Raw genomic sequence first — 18,660 nt, 5'->3', positions numbered from 1 at the left:
GGTGTGGGTCGGGCCGTCAAGGGTGGCCGAAGGCCATCGCAACGCGACGCGACGAAGGAGCGCCCTTTACGGACCCGCACCGGAAGGACAACGGGCGGCCGGGAAACCCCAGTCGCCCCTCCGCCCCCGCCCGACCGTCACCCCGCCCCCTCCCCGCACCCCGCACCCCGCACACCCCGCACGCCCCGCACTCCCCGCAGACTGATCGGGAAAATTCAGGCAGCTCATTTCTCATCGCGCTGCAGCGGACCGCGGAGGACCCGTTGGCTGTGCTGTAACCAGCCTCACCCCGGCGTCCACGACCGCGGACGCTGACCGTGGGCCTACTGCGCCGTATTGTCTACGCATCAGACTGCGCACGATCAGACTCCGCCCGCCGTTCCAGGAGATGAAGCCCCGATGATCACCCCACCCGTCGTGCACTCGCTGCGCGAGCAGATCCGCGAGCACATCGTGGAGGGGATCGTCAGCGGACGCTGGAAGCCGGGCGAGCGGATCGTGGAGCGGCGGATCGCGGTGGAGCTGGAGGTCAGCCAGACGCCGGTGCGCGAGGCGTTGCGCGAGCTGGAGACGCTGCGGCTGATCGAGTCGGCGCCGAACAAGGGCGTCCGGGTGCGGAATCTCACGGCGGTGGACCTGGAGGAGATCTACCCGGTCCGGGCCGGCCTGGAGCAGATCGCGGCCGAGCTGGCCGCGCCGAAGCTGGCGACGGACTGTTCGGCGTTGGAGCCGCACGTCGCGGCGCTGTGGGAGGCGGACCGGGCTTCGGACGGCACGGCGCAGGTGCGGCACACGGTCGGGTTCCACCGGGAGATGGTGCGGGCGGCGGGGAACAGCGTGCTGCTGCACACCTGGGAGAGCCTGGGCATCGAGGTGTTCACGGCGCTGTCGATCCGCTGGCTGGGGACGGTGCAGAAGTCGTACGCGGAGGAGCACGCGGCGCTCGTCGAGGCCTTCCGCAACCAGGATCCGGAGATCGGGGTGCTGGTGAAGCGGCATGTCCTGGGGTGCGCGCCCCGCGCCTGACATCGCCGAATCGCCGACCCGGCCACCAGGCCCGTTTGCCCCGATTTGCCCGGCACGCGGTGTCTGTTTTGCTGGCACCCCGTGCCGACTTTTCGTTGATGTCCCTTAACTTGGACGCAATCGTTTGATCGATCATCGATCAGGGATTTACAGTCTTCGCGGACCCCAACCGGGTCCGCCCACCCTGTCCTGCCCGTCAGGGATCTTCTTCACCACCTCTCCTTTGTCCGGAAGGCGGCGCACACCGATGTCCGACCCCGTAGGAAAGCTTCCGAGCGAGCTCGACCAGCTCCCGGACCGCGACACCGAAGAGACCGCCGAATGGGCGGCCTCGCTCGACGCCGTCGCCCAGGCCGCCGGTACGCGCCGCGCCGAATACCTGCTCCGCCGCACCCTCCAGCACGCCGAGGCCGCCGGCCTGGCCCTGCCGAAGCTGCTGGAGACGGACTACGTCAACACCATCCCCACCTCCGCCGAGCCGGCCTTCCCCGGTGACGAGGAGATGGAGGCCCGCATCACCGCGTGGAACCGCTGGAACGCGGCCGCCATGGTGACCCGCGGCTCCAAGTACGGCGTCGGCGGCCACATCGCCACCTTCGCGTCCGCGGCCTGGCTGTACGAGACCGGCTTCCAGCACTTCTTCCGCGGCAAGGAGACGGACGGTTCGGGCGACCAGATCTACGTCCAGGGCCACGCCTCCCCCGGCATCTACGCCCGCGCCTTCCTCGACGGGCGCATCTCCGAGCAGCAGCTCGACAACTTCCGCCAGGAGTCCGGCGGCAACGGCCTGCCCTCCTACCCGCACCCGCGGCGCCTGCCCTGGCTGTGGGAGTTCCCCACGGTCTCCATGGGCCTCGGCCCGCTGTCCGCGATCTACCAGGCGCGGTTCAACCGCTACCTGGAGAACCGCGGGATCAAGGACACCTCCAACTCGCACGTCTGGGCCTTCCTCGGCGACGGCGAGATGGACGAGCCCGAGTCGACGGCGGCCCTGGCCCTCGCGGCCCGCGAGCGCCTCGACAACCTGACCTTCGTCATCAACTGCAACCTGCAGCGCCTCGACGGCCCGGTCCGCGCGAACTTCCGTGTGGTCCAGGAGCTGGAAGGCGCCTTCCGCGGCGCCGGCTGGAACGTCGTGAAGACCCTGTGGGGCTCCGCCTGGGACGAGCTGTTCCAGCTCGACACCACGGGCGCCCTGGTCCGCCGTCTCCGCGAGACCCCGGACGCGCAGTTCCAGACGTACGCCACCCGTGACGCGGCCTACATCCGCGAGCACTTCTTCGGCGGCGACCCCGCCCTGGTGGCGCTCGCCGGCCTGCTGTCCGACGCGAAGATCGCCGAGTGCTTCCACACCTCGCGCGGCGGCCACGAGCCCCGCAAGGTCTACGCCGCGTACAAGGCCGCCCTGGAGCACAAGGGCGCGCCGACGGTGATCCTGGCGCAGACCGTCAAGGGCTACACCCTGGGTGCCGGGTTCGAGTCGAAGAACGCGAACCACCAGATGAAGAAGCTGACGATCGACGAGTTCAAGGGCATGCGCGACCTGCTCGGACTCCCGATCCCGGACAGCGCCTTCGCCGACGGCGTGGTCCCGTACGGCCACCCGGGCGCCGACTCCCCCGAGGTCCGCTACCTGCACGAGCGCCGCGCGGCCCTCGGCGGCCCGGCCCCGGCCCGCAAGGTCCACCACGTGGCCCTGCCGCAGCCGGCCGACAAGTCCTACGCCCCGCTGCTGAAGGGCTCCGGCAAGCAGGAGATGGCCACCACGATGGCCTTCGTCCGCCTGGTCAAGGACCTGATGCGGGACAAGGAGACCGGCCGCCGCTGGGTGCCGATCGTCCCGGACGAGGCCCGTACCTTCGGTATGGAGTCCCTCTTCCCGTCCGCCGGCATCTACTCGCCCCTGGGCCAGACGTACGAGCCGGTCGACCGCGACCAGCTGATGTACTACAAGGAGGCCAAGGACGGCCAGATCCTCAACGAGGGGATCACCGAGGCCGGCGCCATGGCCGACTTCATCGCCGCCGCCACGTCGTACGCGACGCACGGCGAGACGATGATCCCCTTCTACATCTTCTACTCGATGTTCGGCTGGCAGCGCACGGGCGACCAGATGTGGCAGCTCGCCGACCAGCTCGGCAAGGGCTTCATCGTGGGCGCCACGGCCGGCCGCACCACCCTGACCGGTGAGGGCCTGCAGCACGCCGATGGCCACTCGCACCTGATCGCGGCCACCAACCCGGCCTCGCTCAACTATGACCCGGCCTTCGCGTACGAGATCGCGGTGATCGTCAAGGACGGTCTGGAGCGCATGTACGGGGAGAACCCGGAGGACGTCTTCTACTACCTGACGGTCTACAACGAGCCGAAGCCGCAGCCGGCCATGCCCGCGGGTGTCGAGGAAGGCATCGTCAAGGGCCTGTACCGGTTCAACACCGCCGCTGACCTGGGCGACTCCGCCCCGGCCGCGGACGCCCCGAAGATCCAGCTGATGGCCTCGGGCACCGCGATCCACTGGATCCTGGAGGCCCAGAAGCTGCTGGCCGCCGAGTGGAACGTGGCCGCCGACGTGTGGTCCGCCACGTCCTGGGGCGAACTGCGCCGCGACGCGCTGGAGTGCGACGAGGCCCTGCTGCGCGGCGAGGAGCGCATCCCGTACGTCACCCGCGTGCTGGAGGGCGCCCCGGGCCCGGTGCTCGCGGTCTCCGACTGGATGCGCCAGGTCCCGGACCAGATCAGCCAGTGGGTCCCGCAGGACTACACCTCGCTGGGCACGGACGGCTTCGGTCTGTCCGACACCCGCGACAACGCCCGCCGCCACTTCGGTGTCGACGCGCAGTCGATCGTGGTGGCGGCGCTGGCCCAGCTCGCCCGCCGCGGCGAGGTGCCGGCGTCCTCCGTCAAGGAGGCCCGCGAGCGCTACGGCCTGTAGGCCGTACCGCCCGACGTGACCGGCCGGAGGCGGCCCGTCCCCACGAGGGGAGGGGCCGCCTCCGGCGTTCCTCCGGCGTTCCTCCGGTATTCCTCCGGCTTCCTCCGGTGTTCAGCTTCCTCCGGTGTTCCGGCGCGGCGGACGCACTGTCGGATTCTCGCGGTGGCGGGCTCACGGCGGACCCGTGATGCTGGATGCCGTGATGGACGAGACGGAGTTCTGGGAGATCGTCGACAGCACCCGGGAAGCCGCCGGGGGCGACCCGGTGGAACACGCCGACCTGCTCGTGGAGCGGCTGGGGCAGCTCGATCCGGACTCCGTCCTGGATTTCGCCCGGCACTTCGAGTCCCGCTACAACCGGGCGTACACCTGGGACCTGTGGGGCGCGGCCTGGGTGCTGCTGGACGGGGCGAGTGACGATGTGTTCGATTACTTCCGCTGCTGGCTGATCGGCCAGGGGCGGGAGGTGTTCGAGGGCGCGGTCCACGAACCCGACCAGCTGGCGGAGCTCCTCGACGAGTTCGACGAGGAGATCGACGGGGACGGCGAGGAGCTGGGGTACGCGGCCGACGAGGCGTACGAGCAGTTGACCGGCATGGTCGCGCCGGACCTCGGCGTTCCGCTCCAGTCGGCGGAGCCGGAGGGCACCCCGCTGGACTTCGAGGACGAAGCCGTGCTCGCGGAGCGCTTCCCCCGGCTGTGGGAGCGCTTCAGGTCCTGACCGTCCTGTCCTCCCGCCCGGGGAACGGGTCAGTAGTGGGTGCCGCCGTCGATGCGGATCTCCGTACCGGTGATGAAGGCGCCGTCCTCCGAGGCCAGCATCGCGACGACGCCGGCGACGGTCTCCGGGCCGGCGAAGCCCTGTCCGATGGCCGGGGCGAGCTTCGCGAACAGGTTCCAGTCGGTGTCCTCGGGCAGGCCGGGGCCGGCACCGGTCGTCATGCCGCTCTCGATGGAGCCGGGGGCGACGGAGACGAAGCGGAGCCCCTGCTTGCTGTACTCGGCGGCCAGGGCGTGCGTCATGGACTGGATGCCGCCCTTGCTGGCCGCGTACGCGGACATGTAGGGGTGGGCGAACGAGGCCGAGGTGGAGCTGAAGTTCACGACGACCGGCTTGTCGCCCTCCAGCAGGGCGGGCAGCGCTTCACGGATCATCAGGAAGGTCCCGGTGAGGTTGACCGTGATGACCTTGTTCCAGAGGTCGAGGCTGGTCTGGTGGGTGTGGGCGGAGCGCAGGATGCCCGCGGCGTTGACGAGGACGTCGAGCCCGCCGAGGAGACCGACGGCGGCGGTGACGCCGGCCCGTACGGCGGCCTCGTCGGATATGTCCAGGAGGGCGGTGGTCAGCCGGTCCTCCTGCCCGGCGGCGCGGGCCTGGTCGGCGGTCTCCTTGAGGCCCGCCTCGTTGACGTCCACGGTGTGGACGCGGCCGCCCTCGGCGAGGATGCGGTGGACGGTGGCGCGGCCGATGCCGGAGCCGCCGCCGGTGATGAGGACACGACGTCCTTCGAAACGGTTCATGGGGCGAGCGTACCGTCGAGATGACGCGTTTTGCCAGAGTGTCAAAGCGTGCATCCCGGTCGGGTCGGAGGGGTAGGCTTCTGACGTGAGATCCCCTCGTCCGTACTCCCCCCAGACCGGCCCCGGAGCACAGTCGCTGACCGAACGGCGCAAGGCCGCCACCCAGCTCGACATCGCCCGCGCCGCCTGCGCCCTCTTCGCCGCGCACGGCCCCGACGGCACCACCGCGGAGGACATCGCGCACCGGGCGGGCGTCGCCCTGCGCACGTTCTACCGCTACTTCCGCAACAAGCAGGAGGCCGTCGGCCCGCTGCTGGCGACCGGCGGCGAGCGGTGGCGCGGCCTGCTCGCGGAGGAGACCCCCGGCACTCCCCTCGGCGAGGCCCTGGAACGCGCCGTCACCCGCTCCCTCACCGACCCCCAGACCGTGGAGGAGGGGCTGGAGGTGACCCGCGGCCTGCTCCGCGCGGCGGCGGGCGACCCCGCGCTGCGCGCCGTCTGGTACCGCGTGAACCAGGACTCCGAAGAGCAGCTCGTCCCGGTGATCGCCCGCCTGGCCGGCGAGGGCGCCGACCCCCTCGGGGTCCGCCTGCTCGCCGCGGCCGCCACGGACGCGATCCGCATCGCCCTGGAGCTGTGGGCCACCACCGACGCCCCGCGCACCGGTCCCGCCTCCCCCGCCGAGCTGGCGGTCCGCAGCCTGCGCGAGCTGACCGGGGCGATGCCGCTGCTGGCGCGGGCCGGGGAGGTCAGAGGAACCGGTCGGCCTTCAGCCTGAGCTGCTCGGCGAAGTAACGGGCCGCGTCCGGCCGCATCCGGGCCAGGGACACCATCGCGGTGATGGCGACGTCGGCCACCTCCGCCTCGACGTCGTCCCAACCGTGCGAGTTCCCCTTGCGCGGGTTGGTGCCCTTGGCTCCGATCACGGCCTGGGCGGCCTCTCCGAACTCCTCACCGATCTTGAGGATCTGCAGGGTCACGCTCTCCTCGTGCGCCATCCCGCGCGCGCGGTCGTGCGCGTCGAACGTCGCCGCCAGCGCGGCGACGGTCTTCCACTGATCGTCCATGCCCCGAACCTAGCGGCTACGGCCGCACCCGCGGGACGCGGTCAAAAAAGAGGGCCGCCCCCACTGCCGTGACGGCAGTGGGGGCGGCTCTTCATCGCCTGCGGCTTAGAGGTCGAAGTACAGCTCGAACTCGTGCGGGTGCGGGCGCTGGGCGATCGGGGCGATCTCGTGGGTGCGCTTGTAGTCGATCCACGTCTCGATCAGGTCGGAGGTGAAGACACCGCCGGCGAGGAGGTACTCGTGGTCCTCCTCCAGGGCCTTGAGGACGTTCTCCAGGCTGGACGGGACCTGCGGGACGCTCGCGTGCTCGTCGGGGGCGAGCTCGTAGAGGTCCTTGTCGATCGGCTCCATCGGCTCGATCTTGTTCTTGACGCCGTCGAGGCCCGCGAGCAGCAGCGCCGAGAAGGCGAGGTACGGGTTGGAGGACGGGTCCGGGGCGCGGAACTCGACGCGCTTGGCCTTCGGGTTCGAGCCCGTGATCGGGATGCGCATCGCGGCGGAGCGGTTGCGCTGCGAGTACACCAGGTTGACCGGCGCCTCGAAGCCCGGCACCAGGCGGTGGTACGAGTTCACCGTCGGGTTGGTGAAGGCGAGCAGCGACGGGGCGTGCTTCAGGATGCCGCCGATGTAGTAGCGGGCGGTGTCCGACAGGCCCGCGTAGCCGGCCTCGTCGTAGAAGAGCGGCTCGCCGCCCTGCCACAGCGACTGGTGGACGTGCATGCCCGAGCCGTTGTCACCGAAGATCGGCTTCGGCATGAAGGTCGCGGTCTTGCCGTTGCGCCAGGCGACGTTCTTCACGATGTACTTGAAGAGCATCAGGTCGTCGGCCGCGGCGAGCAGCGTGTTGAACTTGTAGTTGATCTCGGCCTGGCCGCCGGTGCCGACCTCGTGGTGCTGGCGCTCGACCTGGAGGCCCTGGGCGTCGAGCTCCAGGGAGATCTCGGCGCGCAGGTCGGCGAAGTGGTCGACCGGGGCGACCGGGAAGTAGCCGCCCTTGTAGCGGACCTTGTAGCCGCGGTTGTTCTCCTCGGAGCCGGTGTTCCAGGCGCCGGCCTCGGAGTCGATGTGGTAGAAGCCCTCGTTCGCGGTGGTCGCGAAGCGCACGCTGTCGAAGATGTAGAACTCGGCCTCGGGCCCGAAGAACGCGGTGTCGGCGATGCCGGTGGAGGCGAGGTACGCCTCGGCCTTCTTCGCGATGTTGCGCGGGTCGCGGCTGTAGGCCTCGCCCGTGATCGGGTCGTGGATGAAGAAGTTGATGTTCAGCGTCTTGTCGCGGCGGAACGGGTCCAGGCGCGCGGTGCTGATGTCGGCCCGCAGGGCCATGTCGGACTCGTGGATGGCCTGGAAGCCGCGGATCGAGGAACCGTCGAAGGCGAGCTCCTCCGCCGGGTCGAACGCCCGCGCCGGGATGGTGAAGTGCTGCATCACACCGGGCAGGTCGCAGAAGCGGACGTCCACGAACTTGACGTCGTTCTTCTCGATGTACTGCTTCACTTCGTCGGCGTTCTGGAACATCCAACTCCTCCTACTCCCGACCCCGGGGGAGGGACGGGTTGCATAGCTCGTGGTGCGTCAGTGCGGTGCCGCACGCTGACCCGACCATAAGCAGACGGGATTTCCCAAGCATGACCCATTTGTTTCGCACAAGTTAACCAGGGTCCGGCCGGAGGGGCGCGGAGCGCCACAGGTACCGTGGTCGGGTGGACAACAGGCAAGCAATGGGATCGTGGCTCTCCGGCCCCCGCGCGGCGGCCGAGGACATGGGCGTCGACTTCGGCTACCCGGGCCAGCGGCTCGGCCTGCCCCAGCACGGCCCCGGCTCCGCGGCGCGCTTCGGGCGCCGCCTCGGCGGCGTGGCCGTCGACTGGATCGCCTGCCAGGTGATCGCATACGGGCTGATCACCGGCGGCAACGCGACCGCTACGGGCAACTGGACGCTGCTGCTCTTCGTGGGACTGAGCATCCTGACCCTCGGCACCGTGGGCTTCACGCCCGGGAAGCGACTCGTGGGCCTGCGCGTGGTCTCGGAGAACGGCGGCCGGCTGGGCTTCGGCCGGGTGGTGCTGCGGACGCTGCTGCTCGCCCTGGTCATCCCGGCGCTGGTCTGGGACCGCGACGGCCGCGGCCTGCACGACCGGCTGGCCCGTGCGGTCCAGGTCCGGATCTGATCCGTTCGCGCGACGGACGTGGAGGACCCGGTCGGCAACGTGGCGAACCGGGTCACCGCCGACGCAGGAACAGGGGCGCCCCCGCAGCCATCGGCTCGGGGGCGCCCCTGTTGTCGTATACGAACAGCGGCTCAGCGCATCAACGCATCAACGCATCTTTCCGCCGCGCGGCATCCGCATGCCCTTCGGCATCGGGCCCTTGGGCAGCGGCATGTTGCTCATGAGGTCGCCCATGGCGCGCAGCTTGTCGTTGGCCTGGGTGACCTGGGGGCCGGACAGCACGCGCGGCAGCTTGAGCATGGTGGTGCGCAGCTTCTTGAGCGGGACCTGACCCTCGCCGTTGCCCACGATGAAGTCGTGCACCGGGACGTCCGGCATGATCCGGGCGAGCTTGCGCTTCTCGGCGGCCAGGAGCGGCTTGACCCGGTTGGCGTTGCCCTCGGCGATCAGGACGACGCCCGCCTTGCCCACCGCCCGGTGGACGAGGTCCTGGCTGCGGTTCATCGCGACGGCGGGGGTGGTCGACCAGCCCCGGCCCACGTTGTCCAGTACGGCCGCGGCCGCGCCCGGCTGGCCCTCCATCTGCCCGAAGGCGGCCCGCTCGGCCCGGCGCCCGAAGACGATCGCCGTCGCGAGGAACGCCACCAGGAAGCCCAGGATGCCCAGGTAGACCGGGTGGTCGATCAGGAAGCCGATCCCGAGGAAGACACCGAAGGTGATGATTCCGACGGCCGCAAGGATCAGACCGACCTTCGGGTCGGCCTTGCGCGTCATCTTGTACGTGAGGGCGATCTGCTTCAGTCGCCCGGTTGTCGCAGCAGTCTCTGCGTTTGCCTTCCTCGCCATACAGCGAAGTTTACGTGGCCCGTGGGGTCCGGGTCGCAGCGGCCTCGAGTACGTGCTCGGTTTCGACGCGGTCCTTCGCGCGGCGGCGGTCCTCCAGGACCGCGGTCCAGGCATTGCGGCGGGCGCCGCTCATGAGCAGCGATTCGAGGCCCCTGAAGGCCTCGGCGAACGACGGAATGGCGATGGCGCGTACGGGCGCGGCCTGCATGGTCTCGTTCCCTTTCACGGTGCTCACATCGGTCCGGAGGGTGCACTGCGGGTGGGGCGCGGGTGTGCGACGGTGTGCGCGGTGCGTTGACCCATGGTCACTCATTGGTGTTACCAGGGCATGACCGGCCGGTCAAACGGTGATGAAACATTTACGCGGCCCGTCGGACCTCTTCCCTCGAAGAGCCTACGGGCCGCGTCCATGCGGCATTACCGGCTGGTAACCTTTGTGTGTGACGTCACACGCTGCTACGCGACGGCTCCGCTGCGCTTGTCCATCGCCTGCTGGTACAGGCGGCCGGCCCGGTACGAGGAACGGACCAGCGGGCCCGACATCACACCGGAGAAGCCGATCTCCTCGGCCTCCTTCGCCAGCTCGACGAACTCGGCCGGCTTCACCCAGCGCTCGACGGGGTGGTGCCGCGGCGACGGGCGCAGGTACTGGGTGATGGTGATGAGCTCGCAGCCGGCCTCGTGCAGGTCGCGCAGGGCCTGCGTGACCTCCTCGCGCTCCTCGCCCATGCCGAGGATCAGGTTCGACTTGGTGACCAGGCCGTACTCGCGGGCCTTGGTGATCACTTCGAGGGAGCGCTCGTAGCGGAAGCCCGGGCGGATCCGGCGGAAGATCCGCGGAACCGTTTCGACGTTGTGCGCGAAGACCTCGGGGCGGGAGGCGAAGACCTCCTCCAGCAGCTCCGGGACGGCGTTGAAGTCGGGGGCCAGCAGCTCGACCTTGGTGTGGCCGCCCTCGCGGCCGGCCGTCTGCTCGTGGATCTGGCGCACGGTCTCCGCGTACAGCCAGGCACCGCCGTCCTCCAGGTCGTCGCGGGCGACGCCGGTGATGGTTGCGTAGTTCAGGTCCATCGTGACGACCGACTCGCCGACGCGGCGGGGCTCGTCCCGGTCCAGGGCCTCGGGCTTGCCGGTGTCGATCTGGCAGAAGTCACAGCGCCGGGTGCACTGGTCGCCGCCGATGAGGAAGGTGGCCTCGCGGTCCTCCCAGCATTCGTAGATGTTCGGACAACCGGCTTCCTGGCACACCGTGTGCAGGCCCTCGCCCTTCACGAGGTTCTGCATCTTCGTGTACTCGGGACCCATCTTCGCCCGGGTCTTGATCCACTCGGGCTTGCGCTCGATGGGGGTCTGGCTGTTACGGACCTCCAGGCGCAGCATCTTGCGTCCGTCGGGTGCGACTGCGGACACGACCGGCTCCCTGTGACTGTGATTCCTCGGCGCCCACCAGGGTACGCCCGTAATTTCATACGCTCTTACGCCGGCCAACCTGCGGGCGGCCGGACGCATTCCCCGGCGGCTACGCCCCCGGGACGGTCTCGATCTCCCGCGGACGCAGGTCGGCGTTCTCCAGTACGTCCTTCAGGTGCTTCTCGACCACCGGCAGCACCTCGGTCACGGTGATCGCGCGGCCCAGTTCGTACGAGAGGGACGTCACACCGGCGTCGCGGATGCCGCAGGGCACGATCCGGTCGAACCAGGTGTTGTCGGGATTCACGTTGAACGAGAAGCCGTGCATGGTGACGCCCTTGGCGACGCGGATGCCGATCGCCGCCAGCTTGCGGTCCTCGCGGCGCTGGCCGGCGTTGGAGGGAGCGTACTCGGGCCCGTTCAGGCGGGCGTCGAACTCCTCGTCGTGCAGGCGCGGGTCCAGGTCCAGGGAGAGGCCGCCGATCTTCGGGCGCTGCTCCACGGGGTCGCCCAGCACCCACACGCCGGAGCGGCCCTCCACCCGGGTGGTCTCCAGGCCGAAGTCGGCGGCGGTGCGGATCAGCGCCTCCTCCAGCCGGCGCACGTGCGCGACGACGTCCACCGGCCGCGGCAGCTTCATGATCGGGTAGCCGACCAGTTGGCCCGGGCCGTGCCAGGTGATCTTGCCGCCGCGGTCCACGTCGACGACGGGCGTGCCGTCGAGCGGGCGTTCGCTGTCGGCGGTGCGCCGCCCGGCCGTGTAGACCGGCTGGTGCTCCAGCAGCAGGCAGGTGTCCTCGACCTCGTCCGCGAAGCGGGCGGCGTGGACCCGGCGCTGCTCTTCCCAGGCCTCGGTGTACTCGATGTAGTCGTCCGGTCCGAAGCCCAGATGGACAAACCCAAGCTCAGCCACCGCAGCGCCTCCTCGTTGAACCTGCTGTGTGCACGTACCGCACCAGCCAAGGGTACGGCGGCCGGCCACCACCGCTCCGGCGGCCCTCAGCCGCCCGCCGAGACCCCCCGGCCCGGCACGTTCCCGGACTGCGGTTCGGGCTCCGGAGCCGGAGCGGGCGCCGGCGCCGGCGGCAGCCCCGGCAGCAGCGGGGGCCGCCTGCGCCCCTTGGGCGGCCGGTCCGGGTCCTCGTCGGCGCGCGGCAGTCGCCGGTGCCCCTCGGAGTGGTCGTTGACCCAGCCGCACACCCCGCACGCGTACCGCCCGTCGAGACCCGCGATGTACGTACCGCACCGGCGGCACTCCGCCTCGGTGATCTCGGGTGCGCGGAGCGGCTGCGTGGTGGAGTCGGAGGGCGGCTCCGCCCTGGTCGGCCTGCGGGTCATGGGGCGCAGCGTACGCGGCGGGCGTCGACGCGGCCGTAAAGAGCCCCACCGATTCTGCACACGATCGGATGAATATGGGGCACAGAGGACGGCACAAGGGAAGTTCGCCGCTACATTCACGCCGTTCACAGGGCCGAACCTCCGGTCCGTCACGTCAGGAAACCGTGGAGCCGATGACGGAACGCCCCGCCCAGCACGTCCCCAACCGGCAGCTCGCGGCGCTGATCGCGGAAGCCGGGTTCTCCAACGCAGGTCTGGCCCGCCGCGTCGACCAGCTGGGCCTGGAACACGGCCTCGACCTGCGGTACGACAAGACCTCCGTCACCCGGTGGCTGCGCGGCCAGCAGCCCCGTGGAACCACCCCCGCACTGATCGCCGAGGTGTTCACCCGGCGCCTGGGCCGGCGGCTCTCCGCCCAGGACCTCGGCCTGGACGCCTGCGCGCCCGTCTACGCGGGCCTGGAGTTCGCGGCCACCCCGGAGGAGGCCGTCGACATCGCCAGCGGACTGTGGCGCAAGGATTCCGGCTCCCACGCCGAACTGCGGAAGATCGCCTTCACCCCGGCCGGGCTGGTCGTTCCCAGCCGGGACTGGCTGATCGGGCGGCCGGACGAGCACGTGGGCCGCGGCACGGACCCGGCGGCCGCGGCCCCCCGCGTCCCAGCCCAGGGCCGGGGCACCGTCCCCCGCCAGCGGCAGATCGACCGGGGGCCGGGCCAGCGCGTGACCAGCGGGGACATCGCCGCGCTGCGCTCGGTCAGCGAACTGTTCAAGACCCTGGACCAGACGTACGGCGGCGGGCACGCCCGCCAGGCCCTGGTGCGCTACCTGGAGCACGAGGCCGAGCCGATGCTGCGCGGCACCTACGGGGAGGCCACCGGCCGCCGGCTGTTCGCGGCCGCCGCCGACCTGACCCGGCTCGCCGGCTGGACCTCGTACGACATCGCCGCGCACGGGCTCGCCCAGCGCTACTTCGTCCAGGCGCTGCGGCTGGCGCAGGCCGCCGCGGACCGGCCCTTCGGGGCGTACGTGCTGGTCACCATGAGCCGGCAGGCGGTGTACCTGGGCCACGGCCGGGAGGCGGTCCAGCTGGCCCGCGTCGCCCAGCAGGGCGTCGGTTCCGGGCCCCCGCCCCTGGTCCAGGCGCTGCTGCACTCGGCGGAGGCCCGCGGGCACGCGGTCCTCGGCGAGGTGCGGGCGGCGACGGCCTCCCTGGTCCGGGCCGAGCGGGCGCTGGGCGCGGCCCGGCCCGGGGATGACGTGCCTCACTGGGCGCGGTCCTTCGACGAGGCCCAGCTGGCCGACGAGTTCGGGCACTGCCACCGGGACCTCCAGCAGTACCGGGCCTCGGCCCAGCACGCGGAGCGCTCGTTGCAGCTGCGGGCCCCGGCGCTCGCCCGCTCGCGGCTGTTCTGCCGGGTGGTGCTGGCCACGGCCCGGCTGGGGCTGGGCGAGCTGGACCAGGCGTGCGCGCTGGGCGCGGAGGCGGCGCAGCAGGCGATGGAGATGCGGTCGGTCCGGGCGGTGGAGTACGTACGGGACTTCGAGCGACGGCTGGAGCCCTACCGGGACGCGGCGGCCGTACGGACCTACCGGGACCGGCTCGCGGCGCTGTCCTGAGCGGCGGTGTCCTCAGCGGCACTGTCCTCAGCGGTGTTCCGAACCGCGGTTGCGGATGGGTACGGGCCCGGCCCCTGGCGCGGGGAACCGGGCCCTCGACCTGTGGTTCTTCTCAGGCCACCGCCGGGAGGGCGACCTCGGCGGTGGCCGGCAGCCGGATGCCGAAGTCGCGCAGGACGGCGGTGGCGGCGCGGCGGGCCGAGTGCAGGGCGCCCTGCACGGTGTTGGCGTCGCGGTGGTCGCCGCACACGTACAGCCCGGCCAGCACCCGCACCGGCCGCCGCAGGTCGTAGGGCGGCGGCATCGCGGGCACGGCCTCCGGCGCGTGGTGGACGGCCAGCAGCTCCCAGTCCCGGGTGGCGGTGTCGTACAGCCGGGCGAGGCGCGAGGCGACGGTGCGCACGGGCGGCGGCGGGCCGAGCACGGTCGTGGCGACCAGGCTGCGGCCGGCCGGGGCGCGCGTGGCGTCGACCGCGCTCATCACGGCGGTGTGCGCGACGGGCCAGCGGGGGTCTCCGTCGAGCAGCAGCGAACCGTCCCAGGGCAGCGGGGCAGGGGTGGCGTGGTGGATGACGGTGACCTCGTGGAAGTCCGGCACCCGCAGCCCCGGAAGCAGCTCGGCGGCGGCCCGCGCCCCCGTGGCCAGGACGAGGGAGCGGCAGGTGAAGTCGCCGTGCTCCTCGGTGGTGACCCTTTGGGTCGCCACGGACGTGACCCGGACCCCGGTGCGCAGGGTGCCGGGCGGCAGGGTGGCCGCGAGCAGCCGGGGCAGGGCCGCGGCGCCGCCCTCGGGCACGGCGAGCCGGCCGCGGGCGAAGGTGCGCAGGGCCAGGTCGGCGACGCGGCTGGAGGTGGTGAGCTCCGGGTCGCGCAGCAGGGCGGCGAGCAGCGGCCGCAGGGTGGCGGCCGGGGGCCGGGTCCCGAGGGCCGCCGCGGCCCTGCGCTCGGGCCGGGCCATCAGGCGTTCGACGGGCAGCGCGGCGAGCCGGCCGAGGTGGGCGCTGAGCCGGGCCTGGTCGAGGGACCGGCTGGCCAGCGCTCGGGCCGGCGTCATGACACCGGCCCGCAGCTGCCGGCCGTCGGTGTGGACGAGCACCCCGGGCGCGAAGGGACGCAGGACGAGGCCGGCGAGGCCGGGGGTCCGGTCCAGCTCCGTGTACGAGGTGTTGAGGAGCTGGCCGACCCGGTCGAGCCGGAAGCCGTCGGCCTGCTCGGTGGCCATCCGGCCGCCGGGGTCCTCGGCCGCCTCCAGGACGGTGACGGTGACCCCCGCCGCGATCAGGTGCTGTGCCGCCGCGAGTCCTGAGACCCCGGCTCCTACGATGACGACGTCCGCATGCTGTGCGGCGCGGTGTGAGCTGCTGAGCACGTGCCCCTCCCCGAGGTCGGCGCGGCTGTGTGGGGATCCTCCTTCCCCCAACGAGCTTCCGGGGAACCACCGTTGGGTGCGGGATTACGGTCGGATCCGGTCGCATTGTGGTCGCAACCGGGTCACGAACGGTCGCACGGGGACGGGGCCGCGGCCCTCGTGCGTGCGGGCGCGGCGAGGGCCCCGTGCGGAACCAGGGGCAGGAGGCGGGTAGTAGGAGGCGGGAGGTCGGGGTCAGGGCTCGGAGCGGGCGACGGCGGCGCGGACCGCGTCCTCGACCCTCGGGTGGCGGAACACGAAACCCGACTCCAACAGCCGCACGGGCTGGGCCCGCTGACTGCCCAGCACGTCCTCGGAGAGCTCCCCGAGGACGAGGCGCAGCACCGGCGCCGGTACGGCCAGTAGCGTCGGGCGGTGCAGGACTCGGCCCATCGCGGCGGTGACCTCGCGGTTGGTCGGCGGCTCAGGAGCGGTCAGGTTCACCGGGCCCGACAGTTGCGGGCTGTCGATGAGGTGCCGCAGGGCCGCGACCTCGTCGTGCAGGGAGATGAACGGCCAGTACTGACGGCCGTCGCCCAGCCGCCCGCCGATCCCGGCCCGGAAGACCGGGAACATCCGCCCCCAGGCACCGCCCTTGCCGGAGACCACCAGTCCGGTCCGGGCGAGCACCGTGCGCACCCCGGCCTCCCGGGCCGGGGCGGCGGCCGCCTCCCACTGCACGCACACCTCGGGCAGGAAGCCGCGGCCCGCCGGGGCCGTCTCGTCGACGGTGCGGTCGCCGGCGTCGCCGTAGTAGCCGACGGCCGAGCCGCTGACGAACACCGCCGGCGGCTCGTCCATCGCGGCCACCGCCCGCGCCACGGCGGCGGTGCCGTTCACCCGGCTGTCCCGGATCTCCTTCTTGTACGCGGCGGTCCAACGGTGGTCGCCGATACCGGCCCCGGCCAGGTGGACGACGGCCGCGCAGCCGGCGAGCCCCGCCGGGTCGACGTACCCGCGCCGGGGGTCCCACCGCACCTCGTCGGGCGCGGCGGGCTCCCGCCGCACGAAGCGGACCACGTCGTGGCCGTCCGCCCGCAGGGACCGTACGAGGGCGCTGCCGATGAGGCCGGTGGACCCGGTGACCGCGATACGCATGGCCCCATGATGCCGGTGCGGCAGGTGCGGGCGGGCGGGAACCGCCCGGCGGGTCGGGCGGGGGGCGTGGTCAGGTCGTGCCGATCCAGGTGCCCACCGAGTACGTGACCGCCATCGCGAGCGCACCGCCCCCGACGTTCCGCAGCACCGCCCGCCCGGCCGGGGCCCCGCCCAGCCGGGCGCTGGTCACCCCGCACAGCACCAGCGCCGCGACCACGGCCGCCACCGTGACCGGGACCCGCTGGGACGGCCCCGGCAGGAGGATCGCCAGCAGGGGCAGCAGGGCTCCCACCGTGAACGCGGCGAGACTGGCGAAGGCCGCGTGCCACGGGTTGGCCAGTTCGTCCGGGTTGATGCCCAGCTCCACCCGGGCGTGGGCCCGCAGCGCGTCCCGCTCCGTCAGCTGCTCGGCCGCCTCCCGGGCCACCTCCGGGCTCAGCCCGCGGGCGGCCAGCAGCTCCGTCAGCTCGTCGAGCTCCGCCTCCGGCTCCTGCACCAGTTCCCGGCGCTCCTGGTCCAGCGCCGCCCGCTCGGAGTCCCGCTGCGAACTGACCGACACGTACTCGCCCGCCGCCATAGACAGCGACCCGGCCAGCAGACCGGCCACCCCCGCCGCCAGGATCGCCGGGCGCGAGGTGGTCGACCCGGCCACGCCCACCACCAGGCCGGCGGTGGAGATGATCCCGTCGTTCGCGCCGAGCACCCCCGCCCGCAGCCAGTTGAGCCGGGTGCTCATGCCCGTACCCGGCGGCGGCTCGCCGGGCAGGGGCGTCGGCGTCGTGTCCGTCACGGGACCACTGTCCGTTCCGGGGCGTCCCGTGGCCACCCGGCGGACCGTCCGGGGTGCGCGGCCCGGAGCCCCGTACCAGGGTGGAGGGGTGAGAGGGGTGAGACGCCGGCGCCGTCAGGAGCCGGGCTGGCTGCGCGGGGAACCGCCGCCGCGCTGGGCCCGGGTCGCACCCGTGGTGGCGCTGGTGGTACTGGTGCTCGCGCAGCGGCTCACCCCCGACGACGTCGAGCTGGGCTTCTTCCTGGCGGGCCTGCCCCCGGTGGCCGCGTTCGCGTACGGAGCCGCCGGCACCGCCGTCTTCGCGGGGATGGTGCTCGTGCTGCTCGGGCTGCCGTGGGCCGGCGTCGGCGCACACCCGCGCGGCACCGACCTGGCCACGGTGGCCGCGGTCGGGCTGCTCAGCGTGGTGATCGCCTGGGTCCGGCGGCGTCGGGACACTCAGCTGGTCAACGTACGGACCGTCGCGGAGGCGGCCCAGCTCGCCGTCCTGCCGCCGGTGCCGGAACGCGTCGGCCCGGTGCGCTGCGCCGGGCTGTACCGGGCGGCGCAACGCGGCACCCTGGTCGGCGGTGACCTGTACGACGTACGGGCCGGGCCGTACGGGGTGCGTGCCCTGGTCGGCGACGTGCAGGGGCACGGGCTCGCGGCGGTCGGCACGGTCGCGGCGCTGCTCGGCGCGTTCCGCGAGGGAGTACTGGACGACGCGCAGCTCACGGAGGTCGCCGCCCGGCTGGACCGCAGGCTCCAGGCGGACGCGGCGGACCCGGCGCAGCCCGCCCCGCCCGCGGGGTCACTGGATCCCGGGGCCTCGGCGGGCCGGGGCGGCGCGGAGGACCCGCCTGGCGGCGCGGAGGGCACCGCGGGCCCGCCCGGCGCTCCGGGCGCTACGGGCGCTCCGGGCGCTCCGGGCGGTCTCGGCGCACCCGGTGGGGGCGGGTCGGCCGGGTCGGCCGGCCCGGCGGAGTCCTCGTTCGGGCTCGGGCATCCAGAGCTGTTCGCGACGGCCCTGCTCCTGGAGTTCCCGCCGGGGCTGGACCTCGTACGGATCGTCTCGTGCGGGCACCCACCGGCGCTGCTGCTGCGCGGGCCGGGGGTGTCGGAGGTGGCCGTGGAGCCGGGCCCGCCGCTGGGGCTCGGGCTCACCACCCCGGAGGACACCGCGGTGACGGGCGTCCCGCTGCTGCCCGGCGACCGGCTGCTCACCTACACCGACGGGGTCACGGAGGCCCGTGACACGTCCGGGTTCTTCTACCCCCTGGCCACCCGCGTCCCGGTGGTGGCGGCGCCCGGGCCAGCGGACCCGGCCGGGTTGGTCGGCGCCCTGTGGCAGGACCTGGTGGCCTTCACCGGGGGCGGGCCGGGCGACGACGTGGCGCTGCTGGTCCTGTCGCTCGAACGGCGGTCGCAGCCGGACAGGAAGCATCCCTAGATTCGCCG

The 18,660-nt window shown here is 72.4% G+C and carries 18 protein-coding genes; 7 read left to right on the top strand and 11 right to left on the bottom strand.

The features are described from left to right. The first annotated feature begins 402 nt into the window (after positions 1 to 402). The 3 genes from ACFV7Q_RS19030 (at position 403) to ACFV7Q_RS19020 (ending at position 4,679) form a co-directional block, all read left to right on the top strand. On the top strand, positions 403 to 1,026 hold the full coding sequence (locus ACFV7Q_RS19030; protein ID WP_385429775.1) for a GntR family transcriptional regulator: 624 nt from the start codon (positions 403 to 405) through the stop codon (positions 1,024 to 1,026). Between the two features lie 247 nt (positions 1,027 to 1,273). Beyond that, complete coding sequence (gene aceE, locus ACFV7Q_RS19025; RefSeq protein WP_385429761.1) at positions 1,274 to 3,958, top strand: pyruvate dehydrogenase (acetyl-transferring), homodimeric type; 2,685 nt, start codon at positions 1,274 to 1,276, stop codon at positions 3,956 to 3,958. Between the two features lie 202 nt (positions 3,959 to 4,160). Continuing rightward, positions 4,161 to 4,679: a DUF4240 domain-containing protein gene (locus ACFV7Q_RS19020; RefSeq protein WP_385429774.1), complete on the top strand. Its 519-nt coding sequence runs from the start codon at positions 4,161 to 4,163 to the stop codon at positions 4,677 to 4,679. Between the two features lie 29 nt (positions 4,680 to 4,708). Here ACFV7Q_RS19020 and ACFV7Q_RS19015 read toward each other — a convergent pair whose 3' ends face one another. Next, the gene (locus ACFV7Q_RS19015; RefSeq protein WP_385429759.1) at positions 4,709 to 5,479 is read right to left on the bottom strand and encodes an SDR family NAD(P)-dependent oxidoreductase; all 771 of its coding nucleotides are present in this window, start codon (positions 5,477 to 5,479) and stop codon (positions 4,709 to 4,711) included. Between the two features lie 85 nt (positions 5,480 to 5,564). Here ACFV7Q_RS19015 and ACFV7Q_RS19010 point away from each other — a divergent pair, with 85 nt between their 5' ends. Next, positions 5,565 to 6,257 carry a TetR/AcrR family transcriptional regulator gene (locus ACFV7Q_RS19010; RefSeq protein ID WP_385429758.1) on the top strand — a complete coding sequence of 231 codons (693 nt, stop codon included), beginning with the start codon at positions 5,565 to 5,567 and terminating at the stop codon, positions 6,255 to 6,257. Here the strand turns inward: ACFV7Q_RS19010 and ACFV7Q_RS19005 are convergent. After that, the gene (locus tag ACFV7Q_RS19005; RefSeq protein ID WP_385429756.1) at positions 6,229 to 6,546 is read right to left on the bottom strand and encodes a MazG-like family protein; all 318 of its coding nucleotides are present in this window, start codon (positions 6,544 to 6,546) and stop codon (positions 6,229 to 6,231) included. The genes ACFV7Q_RS19010 and ACFV7Q_RS19005 overlap by 29 nt on opposite strands. Positions 6,547 to 6,651: 105 nt before the next feature. Then, positions 6,652 to 8,061, bottom strand: coding sequence for a type I glutamate--ammonia ligase (gene glnA / locus ACFV7Q_RS19000; RefSeq protein ID WP_385429755.1), 1,410 nt, complete (start codon positions 8,059 to 8,061; stop codon positions 6,652 to 6,654). A gap of 185 nt (positions 8,062 to 8,246) precedes the next feature. On the opposite strand from glnA, the gene ACFV7Q_RS18995 reads away from it, so the two are divergent. Continuing rightward, entirely contained in the window at positions 8,247 to 8,714 is a 468-nt protein-coding gene (locus tag ACFV7Q_RS18995) for an RDD family protein (protein WP_385429753.1), read from the top strand. 147 nt (positions 8,715 to 8,861) lie between these two features. Here ACFV7Q_RS18995 and ACFV7Q_RS18990 read toward each other — a convergent pair whose 3' ends face one another. The 5 genes from ACFV7Q_RS18990 to ACFV7Q_RS18970 form a co-directional block, all read right to left on the bottom strand. After that, the gene (locus tag ACFV7Q_RS18990; RefSeq protein ID WP_385429751.1) at positions 8,862 to 9,560 is read right to left on the bottom strand and encodes a DUF4191 domain-containing protein; all 699 of its coding nucleotides are present in this window, start codon (positions 9,558 to 9,560) and stop codon (positions 8,862 to 8,864) included. A gap of 10 nt (positions 9,561 to 9,570) precedes the next feature. Further along, complete coding sequence (locus tag ACFV7Q_RS18985) at positions 9,571 to 9,768, bottom strand: hypothetical protein (RefSeq protein ID WP_385429772.1); 198 nt, start codon at positions 9,766 to 9,768, stop codon at positions 9,571 to 9,573. A 248-nt stretch (positions 9,769 to 10,016) separates the two neighbouring features. Beyond that, positions 10,017 to 10,970, bottom strand: a complete 954-nt coding sequence (gene lipA, locus ACFV7Q_RS18980; protein ID WP_385429750.1) for a lipoyl synthase — start codon at positions 10,968 to 10,970, stop codon at positions 10,017 to 10,019. Between the two features lie 109 nt (positions 10,971 to 11,079). Beyond that, positions 11,080 to 11,883 carry a lipoyl(octanoyl) transferase LipB gene (gene lipB, locus ACFV7Q_RS18975; RefSeq protein ID WP_385429748.1) on the bottom strand — a complete coding sequence of 268 codons (804 nt, stop codon included), beginning with the start codon at positions 11,881 to 11,883 and terminating at the stop codon, positions 11,080 to 11,082. A gap of 86 nt (positions 11,884 to 11,969) precedes the next feature. Next, positions 11,970 to 12,308 carry a hypothetical protein gene (locus ACFV7Q_RS18970; RefSeq protein WP_385429747.1) on the bottom strand — a complete coding sequence of 113 codons (339 nt, stop codon included), beginning with the start codon at positions 12,306 to 12,308 and terminating at the stop codon, positions 11,970 to 11,972. A 173-nt stretch (positions 12,309 to 12,481) separates the two neighbouring features. Here ACFV7Q_RS18970 and ACFV7Q_RS18965 point away from each other — a divergent pair, with 173 nt between their 5' ends. Next, a complete protein-coding gene (locus ACFV7Q_RS18965) occupies positions 12,482 to 13,927 on the top strand; it encodes a regulator (protein WP_385429745.1) in 1,446 nt (481 codons plus the stop codon). 112 nt (positions 13,928 to 14,039) lie between these two features. Here the strand turns inward: ACFV7Q_RS18965 and ACFV7Q_RS18960 are convergent, their stop codons facing one another. From ACFV7Q_RS18960 to ACFV7Q_RS18950, 3 genes are all read right to left on the bottom strand, one after another. Beyond that, positions 14,040 to 15,296 (bottom strand): NAD(P)/FAD-dependent oxidoreductase, encoded by a 1,257-nt coding sequence (locus tag ACFV7Q_RS18960; protein WP_385429744.1) that lies wholly within the window; start codon positions 15,294 to 15,296, stop codon positions 14,040 to 14,042. Between the two features lie 234 nt (positions 15,297 to 15,530). Further along, the gene (locus tag ACFV7Q_RS18955; protein ID WP_385429742.1) at positions 15,531 to 16,433 is read right to left on the bottom strand and encodes a TIGR01777 family oxidoreductase; all 903 of its coding nucleotides are present in this window, start codon (positions 16,431 to 16,433) and stop codon (positions 15,531 to 15,533) included. A 70-nt stretch (positions 16,434 to 16,503) separates the two neighbouring features. Next, a complete protein-coding gene (locus tag ACFV7Q_RS18950; protein ID WP_385429770.1) occupies positions 16,504 to 17,169 on the bottom strand; it encodes a VIT family protein in 666 nt (221 codons plus the stop codon). 151 nt (positions 17,170 to 17,320) lie between these two features. On the opposite strand from ACFV7Q_RS18950, the gene ACFV7Q_RS18945 reads away from it, so the two are divergent. Continuing rightward, complete coding sequence (locus ACFV7Q_RS18945) at positions 17,321 to 18,652, top strand: PP2C family protein-serine/threonine phosphatase (protein WP_385429740.1); 1,332 nt, start codon at positions 17,321 to 17,323, stop codon at positions 18,650 to 18,652. The last annotated feature ends 8 nt before the right edge of the window (positions 18,653 to 18,660 follow it).

It is taken from the genome of Streptomyces sp. NPDC059851 (genome assembly GCF_042732005.1).
In the GTDB taxonomy this organism is placed as follows: domain Bacteria; phylum Actinomycetota; class Actinomycetes; order Streptomycetales; family Streptomycetaceae; genus Streptomyces.
The sequence above is the reverse complement of the archived record's forward strand: the minus strand, read 5'-3'. Positions and strand labels throughout refer to the sequence as shown.